Raw genomic sequence first — 17,950 nt, 5'->3', positions numbered from 1 at the left:
ACCTGGGTGACGACACCGGCCTCATCGGCATCCCCAGTTCGGCAAAGGGGCGGGCCGCGACGGTGAGAACCGCCACGACCCGCCCCTCGGCGGCCCCCGGGATCACTCCCCGGACAGCCCCTGCTCCAGAACCCGGCCCTCGCCCGGCGCCAGCGTCCCCAGAATCCGCTCCAGATCCTCCATCGACGCGAACTCGACGGTGATCTTGCCCTTCTTCTGGCCCAGATCCACCTTCACCCGCGTCTCGAACCGGTCCGACAGCCGCGTCGCCAGCTCACTGAGCGCCGGAGCCACCCGGGCACCCGCCCGTGGGCCCTTCGGCTTCACCGCACTCGCGGGATCCGACTCCATCAGCTTGACGATCTCCTCGACCGCCCGCACCGACAGCCCCTCGGCCACGATCCGGTGCGCCAGCCGGTCCTGCTGCTCGGTGTCCTCCACCGACAGCAGCGCCCGCGCATGCCCCGCCGACAGCACACCGGCCGCCACCCGACGCTGCACCGGAGCCGACAGGTTCAACAGCCGCAGCGTATTCGTCACCTGCGGACGCGAGCGGCCGATCCGGTCCGCCAGCTGGTCGTGCGTGCAGTTGAAGTCCTGCAGCAGCTGGTCGTACGCCGCAGCCTCCTCCAGCGGGTTCAGCTGAGCCCGGTGCAGGTTCTCCAGCAGCGCGTCCAGCAGCAGCTTGTCGTCGTCCGTCGCCCGGATGATCGCCGGAATGTTCTCCAGACCCGCCTCCCGGCAGGCCCGCCAGCGCCGTTCACCCATGATCAGCTCGTAGCGGCCGGGAGACGACTGCCGCACCACCACCGGCTGAAGCAGACCCACCTCCTGGATGGAGGTCACCAGCTCGGCCAGCGCGTCCTCATCGAACACCTCACGCGGCTGGCGCGGGTTCGGCGTGATCGCGTCCATCGGAAGCTCCGCGAACGTCGCTCCCGCCACCACATTGGCCTCAGGCAGCGCCGGCACCGGCTCTTCCACCGGCGCGACGAACGATGTTTCACGTGAAACATCGGCCTGCGCCAGCGAAGCCAGCTTCGCCGCCGCAATCCCACGCTCCGAGGTCAACACCGGCACCGCCGACGAAGACATCGCCCCGGCACCGAGCACCGGCGGCGTCTTCTCCTGCGGAGCAGCGGGAATCAGCGCACCGAGCCCCCGTCCCAGACCTCTACGTCGCTCACTCACTGGATCCCCTCCGCCACACTCTGCGTGCTGTTCATGCCCGCGCCCAGATGGGCCTGCTGGGCGTCGTACTGCATTCCGACCCCACGGAACGCGATCTCCCGCGCCGCCTCCAGATAGGAGAGGGAACCACTGGAACCCGGATCGTAGGTGAGCACAGTCTGCCCATAGCTCGGCGCCTCGGAAATACGCACCGACCGCGGAATGCTCGTCCGCAGCACCTCCTTGCCGAAGTGGCTGCGCACCTCCTCCGCCACCTGCGAGGCCAGCCGGGTCCTGCCGTCGTACATCGTCAGCAGGATCGTCGACACGTGCAGCGTCGGGTTCAGGTGCGCCCGCACCAGATCGACATTGCGCAGCAGCTGCCCCAGACCCTCCAGCGCGTAGTACTCGCACTGGATCGGGATCAGCACCTCCGCGCCCGCCACCAGGGCGTTCACCGTCAGCAGCCCCAGCGACGGCGGGCAGTCGATCAGAATGTAGTCGAGCGGCTGCTCGTACGCCTGGATCGCCCGCTGCAGCCTGCTCTCCCGAGCCACCAGCGACACCAGCTCGATCTCCGCCCCCGCCAGGTCGATCGTGGCCGGGGCACAGAAGAGCCCCTCCACGTCCACCACGGGCTGGACGACCTCCAGCAGGGGCCGGCTGTCCACCAGTACGTCATAGATCGACGGCACATCCGCATGGTGGTCGATGCCCAGCGCCGTCGAGGCATTGCCCTGGGGGTCGAGGTCGACCACCAGGACCCGCGCTCCGTGCAGCGCCAGCGACGCCGCCAGATTCACGGTCGTCGTGGTCTTGCCCACGCCGCCCTTCTGGTTGGCGACCACGATGACCCGGGTCTGCTCCGGCCGGGGCAAACCCTCACCGGCGCGCCCCAGCGCCTCCACGGCCAGCTGGGCGGCTCGGCCGATGGGGGTGTCGTTGTCTACAAGGGGCGCCGATGTTTCACGTGAAACATCCTCGCCCGCCGATTCAGAGCGGGGACCGGGGACCGGATCGGCCATCGGCCCCGCGAGGTTGGCGTCGGACCGCACGGTGTCACTCTCCTCGACATCAGGCTCGCGATGAACAGAGCCTGCCATGTCACCGGGGTCGCGAACCAGCGGGGCCCGTACTCCTGTGGATGAATCCACCGATGTGGACAACTCCGTCCCCCCTTCCTGCTTGCGGTGACGGGGAGACGTGGCCGCACGACCGCGGCTGATGATTCCGTGCAGCAGAGAGCGACGTTTCACGTGAAACACGATGCCCGGACGGAGTCAGCAGGCCGCTACGACACTCCGAAATCCATACCTATAGGGCCCAACGACCCTGAATCTCCACGGAAAAATCCCGACCGCCGACGTATCAGCGGCGCCTACGCGTACGGCTGGTCCGGGCCGCCTTAGCCCGCTTGGCCGCGAACCTCACCCCACCAGGGCTCTCTCCGACCTCGACCCGCACCACCGTCGACAGCGGGTCCACCACACCCTCGCCCACCTGCAGCACCGAGGTCTTCACCACACCGAGCTTCGTCAGCGCCGTCTTCGCCGACACCAGCTCCTCCTCGGCGGTATCGCCCTTGAGCGCCAGCATCTCCCCGTACGGACGCAGCAGGGGCACACCCCAGCCGGCCAGCCGGTCCAGCGGAGCCACCGCGCGAGCCGTCACCACATGCACCGGCGGAAGCTTGCCGAGAACCTCCTCGGCCCGCCCGCGCACCACCGTGACATGGTCCAGGCCCAGCAGCTCCACGACCTCCTGGAGGAAAGTCGTCCGCCGCAGCAACGGCTCCAGCAGCGTGATCTTCAGATCACGCCGCACCAGCGCCAGCGGGATACCGGGCAGACCAGCACCCGAACCCACGTCGCACACGGAGACGCCCTGGGGCACCACCTCCGACAGCACAGCGCAGTTCAGCAGGTGCCGCTCCCACAGCCGCGGCACCTCACGCGGCCCGATCAGGCCCCGCTTGACTCCCGCGTCGGCCAGCAGCTCCGCGTACCGCACAGCTTCCGGGAAAAACTCACCGAACACCGCGCGCGCCTCTTCAGGCGCCGGGGGAAGCTCAGCTGCCTCCGTCACGGGGACCGTCCCTTCCGTACCGCATGGTTCTGGAGAACCACGTCTTCAAGATGGCGCGTCGTTTCACATGCCAGGCTGACAAACTTCGGCCCCGCCTGCGACACAGACGGGGCCGAACACTCGCACGACCGGTCAGGCCGGGAGCACAACGACGAAGCGCTGCGGCTCCTCGCCCTCGGACTCGCTCTTCAGACCCGCGGCCGCCACGGCGTCGTGGACGACCTTCCGCTCGAACGGGGTCATCGGGGCCAGCTTCAGCGGCTCGCCGGACGCCTTCACGTCCGCCGCGGCCTGGGCGCCCAGCGCCGCCAGCTCCTCACGCTTCTTCGCGCGGAACCCGGCGATGTCCAGCATCAGCCGGCTGCGGTCCCCGGTCTCCCGGTGCACGGCGAGGCGGGTCAGCTCCTGCAGAGCCTCCAGAACCTCACCGTCGCGGCCCACGAGCTTCTGCAGGTCACGGCTGGCGGAGTCACTGACGATCGACACCGCGGCCCGGTCGGCCTCGACGTCCATGTCGATGTCGCCGTCCAGGTCGGCGATGTCCAGCAGCCCCTCAAGGTAGTCGGCCGCGATCTCACCCTCCTGCTCGAGGCGGGTCAGGGTGTCGCCACTCTCAGCGGCGGCGGTGGTGGTGCCTTCCGTCACGGGAGGGACTCCTTCTTACTTCTTGGAGGGCTTGCTGGGGGGCGTCTGACGCTTCGACTTCGACTGCCGCTTGGGCTGCTGCCGCTTCGTGGCGACACCGCCGCTCGCCGCATCCGCGTCAGCCGTGGCGTCAGCACTCTTGATCACGGAGCCGTCCGTCTGGGCGGCCATGCCCTGCTTGGTCAGCGCGGTGATGAACTTGCGCTCGTTGTCGTTGCGGTCCGGGCCCTTGGCCACGATCGCCGCGACGATCTTCTTCTTGCCCCGGCCCTTGACCTCACCGTGCGAGCTGACGTGCTTCAGCAGGCGGGACAGGTACTGGTCCTGGGCCTTGCTGCCCGGCGTCGGGTTCTGGTTGATCACGTACATCTGCTGACCCATGGTCCACAGGTTCGTGGTCAGCCAGTAGACGAGAACACCGACGGGGAAGTTGATGCCCATGACCGCGAAGATCACGGGGAAGATGTACATCAGCATCTTCTGCTGCTGCATGAACGGCGTCTTGACCGACAGGTCGACGTTCTTCTGCATCAGCTGACGCTGGGTGTAGAACTGCGACAGCGACATCAGGACGATCATGATGGCGGTGACAACACGCACATCAGTGATCGAGGCACCCAGAGAGGCGACCTTCTCGGCGCTGTCCGTAAACTTCGCCGCCAGCGGAGCCCCGAAGATGTGCGCCTGACGCGCGCTCTCCAGCAGCGACTGGTTGATGACGCCGATGGTCTTCCCGTTGGCGATGGCCGACAGCACGCTGTAGAGCGCGAAGAAGAACGGGGACTGCGCCAGAATCGGAAGGCACGAGGAGAGCGGGTTGGTACCCGTCTCCTTGTACAGCTTCATCATCTCTTCGGACTGGCGCTGCTTGTCGTTCTTGTAGCGCTCCTGGATCGCCTTCATCTTCGGCTGGAGCGCCTGCATGCCACGCGTCGCCTTGATCTGCTTCACGAAGAGCGGGATCAGGCAGATGCGGATCAAGACCACCAGGGACACGATCGACAGGCCCCAGGCCCATCCACTGTCCGGGCCGAAGATCGCGCCGTACAGCGAGTGGAACTGGACGATGACCCACGAGACGGGCGTGGTGATAAAGCTGAACAGATTGGCAATCGTGTCCACTAATCAGGCTCCTTGAGCATTGCGAGATCTACGCAACGCACTGCGCAGCTGCTCGTGCCAACGCGGGCGTTTACGGGGTGGGACATGGTCCACGCCACCGGGGGACCACGGATTGCACCGCAGGATCCGCCAGGCGGTCAGGACCGTCCCCTTGACCGCACCATGCCGGTCGATGGCCGTGTACCCGTAGTGCGAGCACGACGGGTAGTAGCGGCACACCGGCCCGAGCAGCGGACTGATCGTCCACTGGTACAGCTTGATCAAAGCGAGCAGCGGGTACTTCATCGAGCCACGCCTCCCAGAAGCCGCACCAGAGCGGCATCCAGGTCCCGGGCCAGCTCGTCGGGGCCGGCATCACCCGCTCCGGGCAACGCACGTACCACCACCAGGCTACCGGCGGGCAGCTGAGACAGCCGCTCCCGGACCAGATGGCGCAGACGGCGCTTTACCCGGTTACGTATGACGGCATTGCCGACAGCCTTGCTGACGACGAAACCCGCACGCGCCGAGGGATCGATCTCCCCCGACTCGTGCGGGTCCGTTGCACCGCTTGTACGTAGGTGGACGACGAGGAGCGGGCGACCAGCCCGACGCCCTCGACGTACCGCGCTCGCGAAGTCCTCGCGCCGCCTCAGCCGATTTTCGGGAGACAGCACGACGTCACGACCTGCGTGTTGTTACGCGGAAAGGGCGGCGCGGCCCTTGCCACGACGGTTCGCGAGGATCGCGCGACCGGCACGGGTACGCATCCGCAGGCGGAAGCCGTGGGTCTTGGCACGACGGCGGTTGTTCGGCTGGAAGGTGCGCTTGCTCACTCGGGGGCTCCAGAGAATGAATCGTTGTGGCGGGACATCGCCTGGCTGTCACCGTGCGCCCACGAGGAAACTCGCGTGTTCGCCCGAGTGGACACCGCTAAACGATCACTAACAGTGACCTTCGCCCATCGGTAGGCAGGCGGCAGCAGCCATCGACAACTCGACCTCGTTACGGTACGCGCGGCTACGCCATCCGGTCAAACCGAGGCGATGCTGCCCCACACTGTGCACAGGCTGTGGACAACGACTTGAACCGTACCCGCTGGCCTGACTACCGTTGCCTGACCCCGGATTTTTTGTCCCGACCGTCCCAAAGAACCACACATTCGTGGGACCCCCTGTGAGAGAGCGTGCTCTGTGGCTGACGTACCTGCCGATCTTGCCGCAGTGTGGCCAAGGGTGCTCGAAAAGCTCCTCGGGGAGGGACAGCCGGGGATCGAGCCCAAGGACAAGCAGTGGGTCGAGCGATGCCAGCCCCTGGCACTCGTCGCCGACACCGCACTGCTGGCCGTCCCCAACGAGTGGGGCAAGCGCGTCCTCGAAGGCCGCCTCGCCCCGCTGATCAGCGACGCCCTCAGCCGGGAATGCGGCCGCCCCATCCGGATCGCCATCACCGTGGACGACTCCGCCGGCGAGCCCGCGCCCCCCGCCCCGCCCGTCCAGCAGCGCGACGCGTACGAGCCGTACTCCGGCCAGCGCCCCGGCGGCGGCCCCGGCAACTCCTCCGACGACCAGCTCCCCACCGCCCGCCCCGCCTATCCGGACTACCAGCAGCAGCGCCCGGAGCCCGGCGCCTGGCCCCGGGGCGGCCAGCAGGACGACTACGGCTGGCAGCAGCCCCGCCTCGGCGGTTTCCCCGAGCGCGACCCGTACGCCTCCCCGCAGCCGGGCTACCTCCAGCAGTCCGAGCCCTCCGGCTACGACCAGGGCTCCTACGAGCAGCAGCAGTACGAGCAGTCCCCGTACGAGTCGCAGCAGCACCAGCAGCAGCACCAGCAGTCGCACCAGCCCCACCAGCCTCATCAGTACGAGCAGCAGAAGTACGAACAGCAGCAGTACGAGCAGCCCGCACCGCGACAGGCCCCGGGCCGGCCCTCCTCCGCCCCGGCCCCGTCCGGCGGTTCCACCTCGGGCCCGCTCGAACCGACCGCGAGGCTGAACCCCAAGTACCTCTTCGACACCTTCGTCATCGGCGCCTCCAACCGCTTCGCGCACGCCGCCGCGGTGGCCGTCGCCGAGGCACCCGCGAAGGCGTACAACCCCCTCTTCATCTATGGCGAGTCGGGTCTGGGCAAGACGCACCTGCTGCACGCCATCGGGCACTACGCGCGGAGTCTGTACCCCGGCACCCGCGTGCGGTACGTGAGCTCCGAGGAGTTCACCAACGAGTTCATCAACTCCATCCGCGACGGCAAGGGCGACGCGTTCCGCAAGCGCTACCGCGAGATGGACATCCTGCTCGTCGACGACATCCAGTTCCTCGCGAGCAAGGAGTCGACGCAGGAGGAGTTCTTCCACACCTTCAATACGCTCCACAACGCCAACAAACAGATCGTGCTCTCCTCCGACCGGCCGCCCAAGCAGCTCGTCACCCTGGAGGACCGGCTCCGCAACCGCTTCGAGTGGGGCCTGATCACCGACGTCCAGCCGCCCGAGCTGGAGACCCGCATCGCGATCCTGCGCAAGAAGGCGGTCCAGGAGCAGCTCAACGCCCCGCCGGAGGTACTGGAGTTCATCGCCTCCCGCATCTCGCGCAACATCCGCGAGCTGGAGGGGGCGCTGATCCGGGTCACGGCCTTCGCGAGCCTCAACCGGCAGCCGGTCGACCTGGGCCTCACCGAGGACGTCCTCAAGAACCTGATCCCGGGCGGCGAGGACAGCGCGCCGGAGATCACGGCCTCCGACATCATGGCGGCCACCGCCGACTACTTCGGGCTCACCGTGGACGACCTGTGCGGTTCCTCGCGCAGCCGGGTCCTGGTGACCGCACGGCAGATCGCCATGTACCTGTGCCGGGAGCTCACGGACCTCTCCCTGCCCAAGATCGGGGCGCAGTTCGGCGGCCGCGACCACACCACCGTCATGCACGCGGACCGCAAGATCCGCGCGCTGATGGCCGAACGCCGCTCCATCTACAACCAGGTCACGGAGCTCACCAACCGCATCAAGAACGCCTGAGCCGACTGCCCCGCACCGCCGGGGAGAGCCGCGCCAGGGCCCCCTTCAAACGCATCCAGAGGGCGCTCCCGGACCACACCGGGGGCGCCCTTCTTCGTTCGCGCGCCCCTGACCTGTTCGAATACGCCCCCGCTGGGCCAACTCATCCACAGATTCACGGAGTTTCTTCCGTCCACACCCTGGGGACGGGTTCCTTCGCCCACAATCTGTCCACAGGGGTGCCAGTTGAGGCTTCATCAGGCCAGGTCAGCCCCCTGTGGAATTGTGCGCAAGCTTCATCCACAGGCTGTGGACAGATCTTTCGTCCACAGCACTGTCCACCACGTTGTCCACCGCCCACCCACAGCTTCGCCGATCCTGTGCACAGGATCCGATGTCTTCTCCACACCGTTGTCCACTGTTCGGCAACGCGCCACCCCCTCTCACCGGCCCGAGTGAAAGCCGTCACACGGAGGTGGACGTTTGGGTTGTGGAGTACCGGGGGAAAGCTGGGGACACACCTGTGGAGTAGTCGGGCCCGCCTGGGGACGGCCTGTGCAGAAGTTTTCGTTCTCCACAGGGACACCGTGTTGTCCACCGGTGCCACCCACAGGGTGTGGGGATAAAAAACGCGGGCTGACCAGCGAGAACGGGGTTATCCACCGTTTCCACAGGCCCTACTACTACCCCCATAGAGAGTTAGCCCGGTTTCGGTTTTCAAGCAGGTCCTGTGCACAACTCGGTGGGCGGCCTTCCCTGACGCCTCGCTCCCGACTTGACCGCCGACCGCACCGACTGTCGGCGCCGTACGTCAGACTGGTCCCCGGCATCGGTCGAGGCATCGACGAGCCGACGACGAAGGCCGGCAAACGAGCGAGCAACAGCAGGAGGCGGTTCCGGTGAAGATCCGGGTGGAGCGCGACGTACTCGCGGAGGCGGTGGCCTGGGCTGCCCGTAGCCTCCCGGCCCGGCCGCCGGTGCCCGTTCTCGCGGGCCTGCTGCTGAAGGCCGAGGACGGCACGCTGAGCCTCTCCGGCTTCGACTACGAGGTCTCGGCCCGCGTCTCCGTCGAGGCGGACGTCGAGGAGGACGGCACCGTCCTGGTCTCCGGCCGGCTGCTCGCCGACATCTGCCGGGCCCTCCCCAACCGCCCGGTGGAGATTTCCACAGACGGTGTACGGGCGACCGTGGTTTGCGGCTCCTCGCGATTCACACTCCACACCCTGCCTGTGGAGGAATACCCGGCGCTCCCCCAGATGCCGACCGCGACCGGCACCGTGCCCGGCGAGGTCTTCGCCTCCGCCGCCGCCCAGGTCGCCATCGCCGCCGGCCGCGACGACACGCTGCCCGTGCTGACCGGCGTCCGCATCGAGATCGAGGGCGACCGCGTCACCCTGGCCTCCACCGACCGCTACCGCTTCGCGGTCCGCGAGTTCCTGTGGAAGCCGGAGAACCCCGACGCCTCTGCCGTGGCCCTGGTGCCCGCCAAGACCCTCCTCGACACCGCCAAGTCCCTGACCAGCGGTGACACCGTCACCCTGGCGCTGTCGGGCTCCGGTGCCGGTGAGGGCCTCATCGGCTTCGAGGGTGCCGGCCGCCGCACCACCACCCGCCTCCTCGAAGGCGACCTGCCGAAGTACCGCACGCTCTTCCCGACGGAGTTCAACTCCATCGCCGTGATCGAGACCGCCCCGTTCGTCGAGGCCGTCAAGCGCGTGGCCCTCGTCGCCGAACGGAACACCCCGGTCCGTCTGAGCTTCGAGCAGGGCGTGCTGATCCTGGAGGCCGGTTCCAGCGACGACGCACAGGCTGTGGAGCGCGTGGACGCCAAGCTGGAGGGCGACGACATCTCGATCGCCTTCAACCCGACCTTCCTGCTCGACGGACTGAGCGCGATCGACTCCCCCGCCGCGCAGCTCAGCTTCACCACGTCCACCAAGCCGGCGCTGCTCAGCGGCCGCCCGGCGGTCGACGCGGAGGCCGATGAGGCCTACAAGTACCTGATCATGCCGGTGCGCCTCTCGGGCTGATTCTTCGCAGGTCAGGCCCGGTCTCACGCACCGCGAGACCGGGCCTGTACACGTTTGGAGCGCCCGGGCGGGGGCTCCCCGCGCCCCGTGGAGCCGGGCAGCCGGGCGGCCCGGCCGGGCGTAGGCTCGGGGCCTGGGATGTCCTCCGGGAAGCAGGAGGCCCCCGGCAAAGACGGCCACAACGCTTAAGGAACCACCTGATGGAGCTTGGTCTCGTCGGTCTCGGCAAGATGGGCGGCAACATGCGCGAGCGCATCCGCCGCGCAGGCCACACCGTCATCGGATACGACCGCAACCCGGACCTCGCGGATGTCCACAGCCTGCGGGAACTTGTGGACAGCCTGCAGGCCCCCCGCGTGGTGTGGGTCATGGTCCCGGCCGGGGCGGCCACCCAGTCCACCGTCGACGAGCTCGCGGAGCTGCTCTCGATCGGCGACGTCGTCGTCGACGGCGGCAACTCCCGCTGGACGGACGACGAGAAGCACGCCGAGGAGCTTGCCGCCAAGGGCATCGGCTTCGTCGACTGCGGCGTCTCCGGCGGAGTCTGGGGCCTGGAGAACGGCTACGCGCTGATGTACGGCGGCGCGAAGGACCACGTGTCCCGGGTCCAGCCCATCTTCGACGCCCTCAAGCCCGAGGGCGAGTTCGGCGCCGTACACGCGGGCAAGGTCGGCGCCGGCCACTTTGCGAAGATGGTCCACAACGGCATCGAGTACGCCATGATGCAGGCCTACGCCGAGGGCTGGGAGCTGCTGGAGAAGGTGGACTCGGTCACCGACGTCCGCGAGGTCTTCCGCTCCTGGCAAGAGGGCACGGTCATCCGTTCCTGGCTGCTGGACCTGGCCGTGAACGCCCTCGACGAGGACGAGCACCTCGAGCGGCTGCGCGGCTTCGCGCAGGACTCGGGCGAGGGCCGCTGGACGGTGGAGGCGGCGATCGACAACGCCGTACCGCTGCCCGCGATCACCGCCTCGCTGTTCGCGCGGTTCGCGTCGCGCCAGGACGACTCCCCGCAGATGAAGATGATCGCCGCGCTGCGCAACCAGTTCGGCGGCCACGCGGTCGAGAAGGCGTAGTCGGCAGAAGAGCCGGCGTACACGACGTAGTCGAGAAGAGAACGGTGCGGTTGGCAGCAGCCGCACAGCACCACACAGAGCAGTGGAAAGCCGGGGGAGGTCGGCGCCGTATGCATGTTTCGCATCTCTCGCTGGCCGACTTCCGCTCGTACGCCCGGGCCGAGGTTCCCCTCGACCCGGGCGTCACGGCGTTCGTGGGCCCCAACGGCCAGGGGAAGACGAACCTCGTCGAGGCGATCGGCTACCTGTCGACGCTGGGCAGCCACAGGGTTTCCTCGGACGCCCCGCTCGTACGGATGGGCGCGGACCGGGCGATCATCCGCGCGGCCGTTACCCAGGGCGAGCGCCAGCAGCTGGTCGAGCTGGAGCTGAACCCGGGACGGGCGAACCGGGCCCGGATCAACCGGTCCTCGCAGGTCAGGCCGCGGGACGTGCTGGGGATAGTACGGACGGTGCTGTTCGCGCCGGAGGACCTGGCCCTGGTGAAGGGCGACCCGGGGGAGCGGCGACGGTTCCTGGACGAGCTCGTCACCGCGCGTTCCCCGCGGATGGCGGCGGTCCGCTCCGACTACGAGCGGGTGCTGAAGCAGCGCAACACCTTGCTGAAGTCGGCGGCGATGGCGCGCCGGCACGGCGGGCGTTCGATGGACCTTTCCACCCTCGACGTGTGGGACCAGCACCTCGCGCGCGCGGGCGCGGAGCTGCTGGCACAGCGGCTGGATCTGATCGCGACGCTGCTGCCGCTGGCGGACAAGGCGTACGAGCAGCTCGCGCCCGGCGGCGGCCCGCTGACGCTCTCGTACAAGTCGTCCGCGGGCGAGCCCGTGGACAGCGGGGCGGCGCGGAGCCGCGAGGCGATCTACGAGGTGCTGCTGGCGGCCCTGGCGGAGGTGCGCAAGGGGGAGATCGAGCGGGGTGTGACGCTGGTCGGTCCGCATCGCGACGATCTGCTGCTGCGGCTGGGGGAGCTGCCGGCGAAGGGGTACGCGAGCCACGGGGAGTCGTGGTCGTACGCGCTGGCCCTGCGGCTGGCCTCGTACGAGCTGCTGCGTTCGGAGGGTGCCGAGCCGGTGCTGATCCTGGACGACGTGTTCGCGGAGCTGGACGCGCGGCGCCGGGAGCGGCTGGCCGAGCTGGTGGCGCCGGGCGAGCAGGTGCTGGTGACGGCGGCGGTGGACGATGACGTTCCGGGTGTGCTGGTGGGGGCGCGGTTCGGGGTGTCCGGCGGTGAGGTGACCCGGCTGTGAGCGATCAGGGCAGCGACGCGGGCAGCGTCCAAGGCGGCGATCAGGGCGGCGGCCGCGGCCGGGGCGGCGGCCGTGGCAGCGATCAGGGCGGCAGCCGGGGCCAGGAGCCGCGCAAGGCGCCGGAGCCCTCTGGTGTGGATCTGGCGCGGCAGGCGCTGGCCGCCGCGCGGGAGCAGGCGCGGGCCCGGGGCAACGCGGCGGGCGGGAAGAAGCGTCACCAGGGACCGGGGCTGCGGTCGGGGGCCCGGGCGGACGGCCGGGACCCGATGCCGTTGATGGCGGCGCTGGACCGGTTGCGCACCGAGCGCGGTTGGGAGATGCCGATGGCGGTGGCGGGTGTGATGGAGCGCTGGCCGGAGATCGTCGGTCCGGAGATCGCGGCACACTGCGTACCGGAGCGGTACGAGGACCGTGAGCTGGTGGTGCGGTGCGATTCCTCGGCGTGGGCGGCGCAGCTGAAGCTGCTGGCCCCGCAGCTGGTGGCGCGGCTGAACGCGGACCTGGGGCAGGGCACGGTACGGCTGATCAAGGTGCAGGGGCCGGGCGGGCGGCCGAAGGGGTACGGGCCGTGGCGGGCGCCGGGGAGTACGGGTCCGGGGGACACCTACGGGTGAGGGCGGCGTCGGCGCGGGTGGTGTCCCTCACGGTAGTGGGAGGTTGACAGCCCGAAGCGCTGGATGCCCGTGTGAGCCTCTTTGAGCCCCTTCCCGGATATGGGGAGTCGGAAGGTGGAGGTTCAGGGCGGCACATGCGGACTCAGGTACCGGCAAACCCCCATTCATGTCGGCGGTACCGGTAGACTGAAGCCAATCCCGCCCGTTCGCGGGATTACGCAGACAACGCAGATCGACGCGGCCGCTCCTCCGGCGCACTCGCTGGTCCGGAGTACGGGCTGCGCTGTGCCAGAGAGGGCGCTTCGTGGCCGATTCCGGCGACTCCAACGAGAAGAATTACGACGCCAGTGCGATCCAGGTCCTCGAGGGCCTGGACGCGGTCCGCAAGCGGCCAGGCATGTACATCGGCTCGACCGGCGAGCGCGGCCTGCACCACCTGGTCCAGGAAGTCGTCGACAACTCCGTCGACGAGGCGATGGCCGGTCACGCGGACACGATCGACGTCACGATCCTCGCCGACGGCGGCGTCAGGGTCGTCGACAACGGTCGCGGTATCCCGGTCGACATCGTGCCGTCCGAGGGCAAGCCGGCCGTCGAGGTCGTGCTGACCGTCCTGCACGCGGGCGGCAAGTTCGGCGGTGGCGGCTACGCCGTCTCCGGCGGTCTGCACGGTGTGGGTGTCTCCGTCGTGAACGCCCTGTCGTCCAGGGTCGCGGTCGAGGTGCGGCGTGACGGCTACCGCTGGACCCAGGACTACAAGCTCGGTGTTCCGACGGCCGCGCTGGCCAAGAACGAGGAGACCGACGAGACCGGCACCACGGTCACGTTCTGGGCCGACGGCGACGTCTTCGAGACGACCGACTACTCCTTCGAGACGCTCTCGCGGCGCTTCCAGGAGATGGCCTTCCTCAACAAGGGCCTGACCCTGACGCTGACCGACGAGCGCGAGTCGGCGAAGGCCACGGTCGGCGCCGACGACCCGGACGCGGAGGCGGCCGAGCCCGCGGCGCGGACGGTCAAGTACCACTACGAGGGCGGCATCGTCGACTTCGTGAAGTACCTCAACTCGCGCAAGGGCGAGATGATCCACCCGACCGTCATCGACGTCGAGGCCGAGGACAAGGAGCGGATGCTCTCGGTCGAGATCGCGATGCAGTGGAACTCGCAGTACACGGAGGGTGTCTACTCCTTCGCGAACACGATCCACACGCACGAGGGCGGTACGCACGAGGAGGGCTTCCGTGCGGCTCTGACGGGTCTGGTCAACCGGTACGCGCGTGACAAGAAGCTGCTGCGCGAGAAGGACGACAACCTCGCGGGCGAGGACATCCGCGAGGGTCTGACGGCGATCATCTCGATCAAGCTGGGCGAGCCGCAGTTCGAGGGTCAGACGAAGACCAAGCTGGGCAACACGGAGGCGAAGACCTTCGTGCAGAAGGTCGTGCACGAGCACCTGAACGACTGGTTCGACCGGAATCCGGTCGAGGCCGCGGACATCGTCCGCAAGTCCATCCAGGCGGCCACGGCGCGTGTCGCGGCCCGCAAGGCCCGTGACCTGACGCGTCGCAAGGGCCTGCTGGAGAGCGCCTCGCTGCCGGGCAAGCTGTCCGACTGCCAGTCGAACGACCCGACGAAGTGCGAGATCTTCATCGTCGAGGGTGACTCCGCCGGCGGCAGCGCGAAGTCCGGGCGCAACCCGATGTACCAGGCCATCCTGCCGATCCGCGGCAAGATCCTGAACGTCGAGAAGGCCCGGATCGACAAGATCCTCCAGAACACCGAGGTCCAGGCGCTGATCAGCGCCTTCGGCACGGGTGTGCACGAGGACTTCGACATCGAGAAGCTCCGGTATCACAAGATCATCCTGATGGCGGACGCCGACGTCGACGGCCAGCACATCAACACCCTGCTGCTGACCTTCCTGTTCCGCTTCATGCGGCCGCTGGTCGAGGCCGGTCACGTGTACCTGTCCCGTCCGCCGCTGTACAAGATCAAGTGGGGCCGGGACGACTTCGAGTACGCGTACTCGGACCGTGAGCGCGACGCCCTGGTCGAGCTCGGCAAGCAGAACGGCAAGCGGATCAAGGAAGACTCGATCCAGCGCTTCAAGGGTCTGGGCGAGATGAACGCCGAGGAGCTGCGCGTCACCACCATGGACGTCGACCACCGCGTGCTCGGCCAGGTCACCCTGGACGACGCGGCGCAGGCCGACGACCTGTTCTCGGTGCTGATGGGTGAGGACGTCGAGGCCCGGCGCTCCTTCATCCAGCGCAACGCCAAGGACGTTCGGTTCCTCGACATCTGAGTCGGCTCAGCTGACTGCCTGAAAGGACTTCTGACCAGCAATGGCCGACGAAACCACCCCCACCGCCGAGAACCCCGCGGAGGAGCAGCCCGTGCTGCGGATCGAGCCCGTCGGGCTCGAGACGGAGATGCAGCGCTCCTACCTCGACTACGCGATGTCCGTCATCGTCTCGCGCGCGCTGCCCGACGTACGGGACGGCCTCAAGCCGGTCCACCGTCGTGTGCTGTACGCGATGTACGACGGCGGCTACCGGCCCGAGAAGGGCTTCTACAAGTGCGCCCGCGTCGTCGGTGACGTCATGGGTACGTACCACCCGCACGGCGACTCCTCGATCTACGACGCCCTGGTGCGCCTGGCGCAGCCGTGGTCGATGCGCATGCCGCTGGTGGACTCGAACGGCAACTTCGGCTCTCCGGGCAACGACCCGGCGGCCGCGATGCGCTACACCGAGTGCAAGCTGATGCCGCAGGCCATGGAGATGCTCCGGGACATCGACGAGGAGACCGTCGACTTCACGGACAACTACGACGGCCGCAACCAGGAGCCGACGGTCCTGCCGGCGCGTTTCCCGAACCTGCTGGTCAACGGCTCCGCGGGCATCGCGGTCGGCATGGCGACCAACATCCCGCCGCACAACCTCCGCGAGGTCGCGGCGGGCGCGCAGTGGGCGCTGGAGCACCCGGAGGCCTCGCACGAGGAGCTCCAGGAGGCGCTGATCGAGCGGATCAAGGGTCCTGACTTCCCGTCGGGCGCCCTGGTCGTGGGCCGCAAGGGCATCGAGGAGGCGTACCGGACCGGTCGCGGCTCCATCACGATGCGCGCGGTGGTCGCGGTCGAGGAGATCCAGAACCGCCAGTGCCTGGTGGTCACGGAGCTTCCGTACCAGACCAACCCCGACAACCTCGCGCAGAAGATCGCGGACCTGGTGAAGGACGGCAAGGTCGGCGGCATCGCCGACGTCCGTGACGAGACCTCGTCGCGGACCGGCCAGCGTCTGGTGATCGTCCTGAAGCGCGACGCCGTCGCCAAGGTCGTGCTGAACAACCTGTACAAGCACACCGACCTGCAGACGAACTTCGGCGCGAACATGCTGGCGCTGGTGGACGGCGTGCCGCGCACGCTGTCGATCGACGCGTTCATCCGGCACTGGGTGCAGCACCAGATCGAGGTCATCGTCCGGCGTACGCGCTTCCGCCTGCGCAAGGCGGAGGAGCGCGCGCACATCCTGCGCGGTCTGCTCAAGGCGCTGGACGCGATCGACGAGGTCATCGCGCTGATCCGGCGCAGCAACACGGTCGAGATCGCGCGCGAGGGCCTGATGGGCCTGCTGGAGATCGACGAGATCCAGGCGAACGCGATCCTGGAGATGCAGCTGCGGCGCCTGGCGGCACTGGAGCGGCAGAAGATCGTCGCCGAGCACGACGAGCTCCAGGCCAAGATCAACGAGTACAACGCGATCCTGGCCTCGGAGGAGCGTCAGCGGCAGATCGTCAGCGAGGAACTGGCGGCGATCGTCGAGAAGTTCGGCGACGACCGGCGGTCCAAGCTGGTGCCCTTCGACGGCGACATGTCCATGGAGGACCTGATCGCCGAAGAGGACATCGTCGTCACGATCACGCACGGCGGCTACGTCAAGCGCACCAAGACCGAGGACTACCGCTCGCAGAAGCGCGGCGGCAAGGGCGTACGCGGTACGAAGCTGAAGCAGGACGACCTGGTCGACCACTTCTTCGTCTCCACCACGCACCACTGGCTTCTGTTCTTCACGAACAAGGGCCGGGTCTACCGGTCCAAGGCGTACGAGCTCCCGGACGCCGGCCGGGACGCGCGCGGGCAGCACGTGGCGAACCTGCTGGCCTTCCAGCCGGACGAGAAGATCGCGCAGATCCTCGCCATCCGCGACTACGAGGCGGCGCCCTACCTGATCCTGGCCACCAAGGGCGGCCTGGTGAAGAAGACGGCGCTCAAGGACTACGACTCGCCCCGCTCGGGTGGCGTGATCGCCATCAACCTCCGGGAGACGGGCGCCGACGGCGCCGACGGCACTGCCGACGAGCTGATCGGCGCGGAGCTGGTGTCCGCCGAGGACGACCTGCTGCTGATCAGCAAGAAGGCGCAGTCGATCCGCTTCACGGCGACCGACGACGCGCTGCGCCCGATGGGCCGTGCGACCTCGGGTGTGAAGGGCATGAGTTTCCGCGAGGGTGACGAACTGCTCTCCATGAGCGTTGTCCGGCCGGGTACGTTCGTGTTCACCGCGACCGACGGCGGCTACGCCAAGCGGACTCCGGTCGACGAGTACCGCGTCCAGGGTCGTGGCGGTCTGGGTATCAAGGCCGCGAAGATCGTGGAGGACCGCGGGTCGCTCGTCGGGGCGCTCGTGGTGGACGAAACGGACGAGATTCTCGCCATCACGCTCAGCGGTGGTGTGATTCGTACGCGCGTCAACGAAGTCAGGGAGACCGGCCGTGACACCATGGGCGTCCAGCTGATCAACCTGGGCAAGCGCGATGCCGTGGTGGGCATCGCCCGTAACGCCGAGGCCGGTCAGGAAGCTGACGAGGTCGAGGCCGACGAGACCGAGACCGAGGCGGCCGACGGACCGGTCGCCGAGGCCGCCGAGGGCACGCAGCCTTCGGCTGGGGAGCACGAGGAGTAAGTCGTGAGTGGAGCCACGGGCGCCG

General features: G+C 68.3%; 14 protein-coding genes and 1 pseudogene. 7 read left to right on the top strand and 8 right to left on the bottom strand.

Annotated elements, in window-relative coordinates:
• Positions 1-102 precede the first annotated feature (102 nt).
• The 8 genes and pseudogenes from AB0D48_RS01100 to rpmH all read right to left on the bottom strand — a co-directional run bounded on the left by AB0D48_RS01100 (position 103) and on the right by rpmH (position 5,837).
• Positions 103-1,191 (bottom strand): ParB/RepB/Spo0J family partition protein, encoded by a 1,089-nt coding sequence (locus tag AB0D48_RS01100; RefSeq protein WP_362389475.1) that lies wholly within the window; start codon positions 1,189-1,191, stop codon positions 103-105.
• Positions 1,188-2,273, bottom strand: a complete 1,086-nt coding sequence (locus tag AB0D48_RS01095; protein WP_362389474.1) for a ParA family protein — start codon at positions 2,271-2,273, stop codon at positions 1,188-1,190. Before AB0D48_RS01095 ends, AB0D48_RS01100 begins: the two co-directional genes overlap by 4 nt.
• 265 nt (positions 2,274-2,538) lie before the next feature.
• Entirely contained in the window at positions 2,539-3,255 is a 717-nt protein-coding gene (rsmG, locus tag AB0D48_RS01090) for a 16S rRNA (guanine(527)-N(7))-methyltransferase RsmG (RefSeq protein WP_362389473.1), read from the bottom strand.
• A gap of 132 nt (positions 3,256-3,387) precedes the next feature.
• Complete coding sequence (locus AB0D48_RS01085) at positions 3,388-3,900, bottom strand: R3H domain-containing nucleic acid-binding protein (protein WP_030153171.1); 513 nt, start codon at positions 3,898-3,900, stop codon at positions 3,388-3,390.
• A 15-nt stretch (positions 3,901-3,915) separates the two neighbouring features.
• Entirely contained in the window at positions 3,916-5,022 is a 1,107-nt protein-coding gene (gene yidC, locus AB0D48_RS01080) for a membrane protein insertase YidC (RefSeq protein WP_362389472.1), read from the bottom strand.
• A 30-nt stretch (positions 5,023-5,052) separates the two neighbouring features.
• Positions 5,053-5,307, bottom strand: a pseudogene (yidD, locus tag AB0D48_RS01075) (membrane protein insertion efficiency factor YidD); the annotation flags it as partial.
• Positions 5,304-5,678 (bottom strand): ribonuclease P protein component, encoded by a 375-nt coding sequence (gene rnpA, locus AB0D48_RS01070; protein WP_362389471.1) that lies wholly within the window; start codon positions 5,676-5,678, stop codon positions 5,304-5,306. The pseudogene yidD and the gene rnpA, both read right to left, overlap by 4 nt.
• Before the next feature lie 21 nt (positions 5,679-5,699).
• Complete coding sequence (gene rpmH, locus AB0D48_RS01065; protein ID WP_008741645.1) at positions 5,700-5,837, bottom strand: 50S ribosomal protein L34; 138 nt, start codon at positions 5,835-5,837, stop codon at positions 5,700-5,702.
• A gap of 357 nt (positions 5,838-6,194) precedes the next feature.
• On the opposite strand from rpmH, the gene dnaA reads away from it, so the two are divergent.
• The 7 genes from dnaA to gyrA all read left to right on the top strand — a co-directional run bounded on the left by dnaA (position 6,195) and on the right by gyrA (position 17,925).
• Entirely contained in the window at positions 6,195-8,015 is a 1,821-nt protein-coding gene (gene dnaA, locus AB0D48_RS01060; RefSeq protein ID WP_362389470.1) for a chromosomal replication initiator protein DnaA, read from the top strand.
• An 878-nt stretch (positions 8,016-8,893) separates the two neighbouring features.
• Entirely contained in the window at positions 8,894-10,024 is a 1,131-nt protein-coding gene (dnaN, locus tag AB0D48_RS01055; protein WP_136210318.1) for a DNA polymerase III subunit beta, read from the top strand.
• Between the two features lie 200 nt (positions 10,025-10,224).
• The gene (gene gnd / locus AB0D48_RS01050) at positions 10,225-11,100 is read left to right on the top strand and encodes a phosphogluconate dehydrogenase (NAD(+)-dependent, decarboxylating) (RefSeq protein WP_362389469.1); all 876 of its coding nucleotides are present in this window, start codon (positions 10,225-10,227) and stop codon (positions 11,098-11,100) included.
• Positions 11,101-11,210: 110 nt separating this feature from the next.
• The gene (recF, locus tag AB0D48_RS01045; protein WP_362389468.1) at positions 11,211-12,347 is read left to right on the top strand and encodes a DNA replication/repair protein RecF; all 1,137 of its coding nucleotides are present in this window, start codon (positions 11,211-11,213) and stop codon (positions 12,345-12,347) included.
• A gap of 134 nt (positions 12,348-12,481) precedes the next feature.
• Positions 12,482-12,961 (top strand): DUF721 domain-containing protein, encoded by a 480-nt coding sequence (locus AB0D48_RS01040; protein WP_362389770.1) that lies wholly within the window; start codon positions 12,482-12,484, stop codon positions 12,959-12,961.
• 283 nt (positions 12,962-13,244) lie between these two features.
• Positions 13,245-15,266, top strand: a complete 2,022-nt coding sequence (gene gyrB / locus AB0D48_RS01035; RefSeq protein ID WP_362389768.1) for a DNA topoisomerase (ATP-hydrolyzing) subunit B — start codon at positions 13,245-13,247, stop codon at positions 15,264-15,266.
• Positions 15,267-15,306: 40 nt separating this feature from the next.
• Positions 15,307-17,925 (top strand): DNA gyrase subunit A, encoded by a 2,619-nt coding sequence (gene gyrA, locus AB0D48_RS01030; protein ID WP_362389467.1) that lies wholly within the window; start codon positions 15,307-15,309, stop codon positions 17,923-17,925.
• The last annotated feature ends 25 nt before the right edge of the window (positions 17,926-17,950 follow it).

Source organism: Streptomyces sp. NPDC048269, assembly GCF_040652395.1.
GTDB lineage: Bacteria > Actinomycetota > Actinomycetes > Streptomycetales > Streptomycetaceae > Streptomyces.
This window is presented reverse-complemented; position numbering and strand designations above follow the sequence as displayed.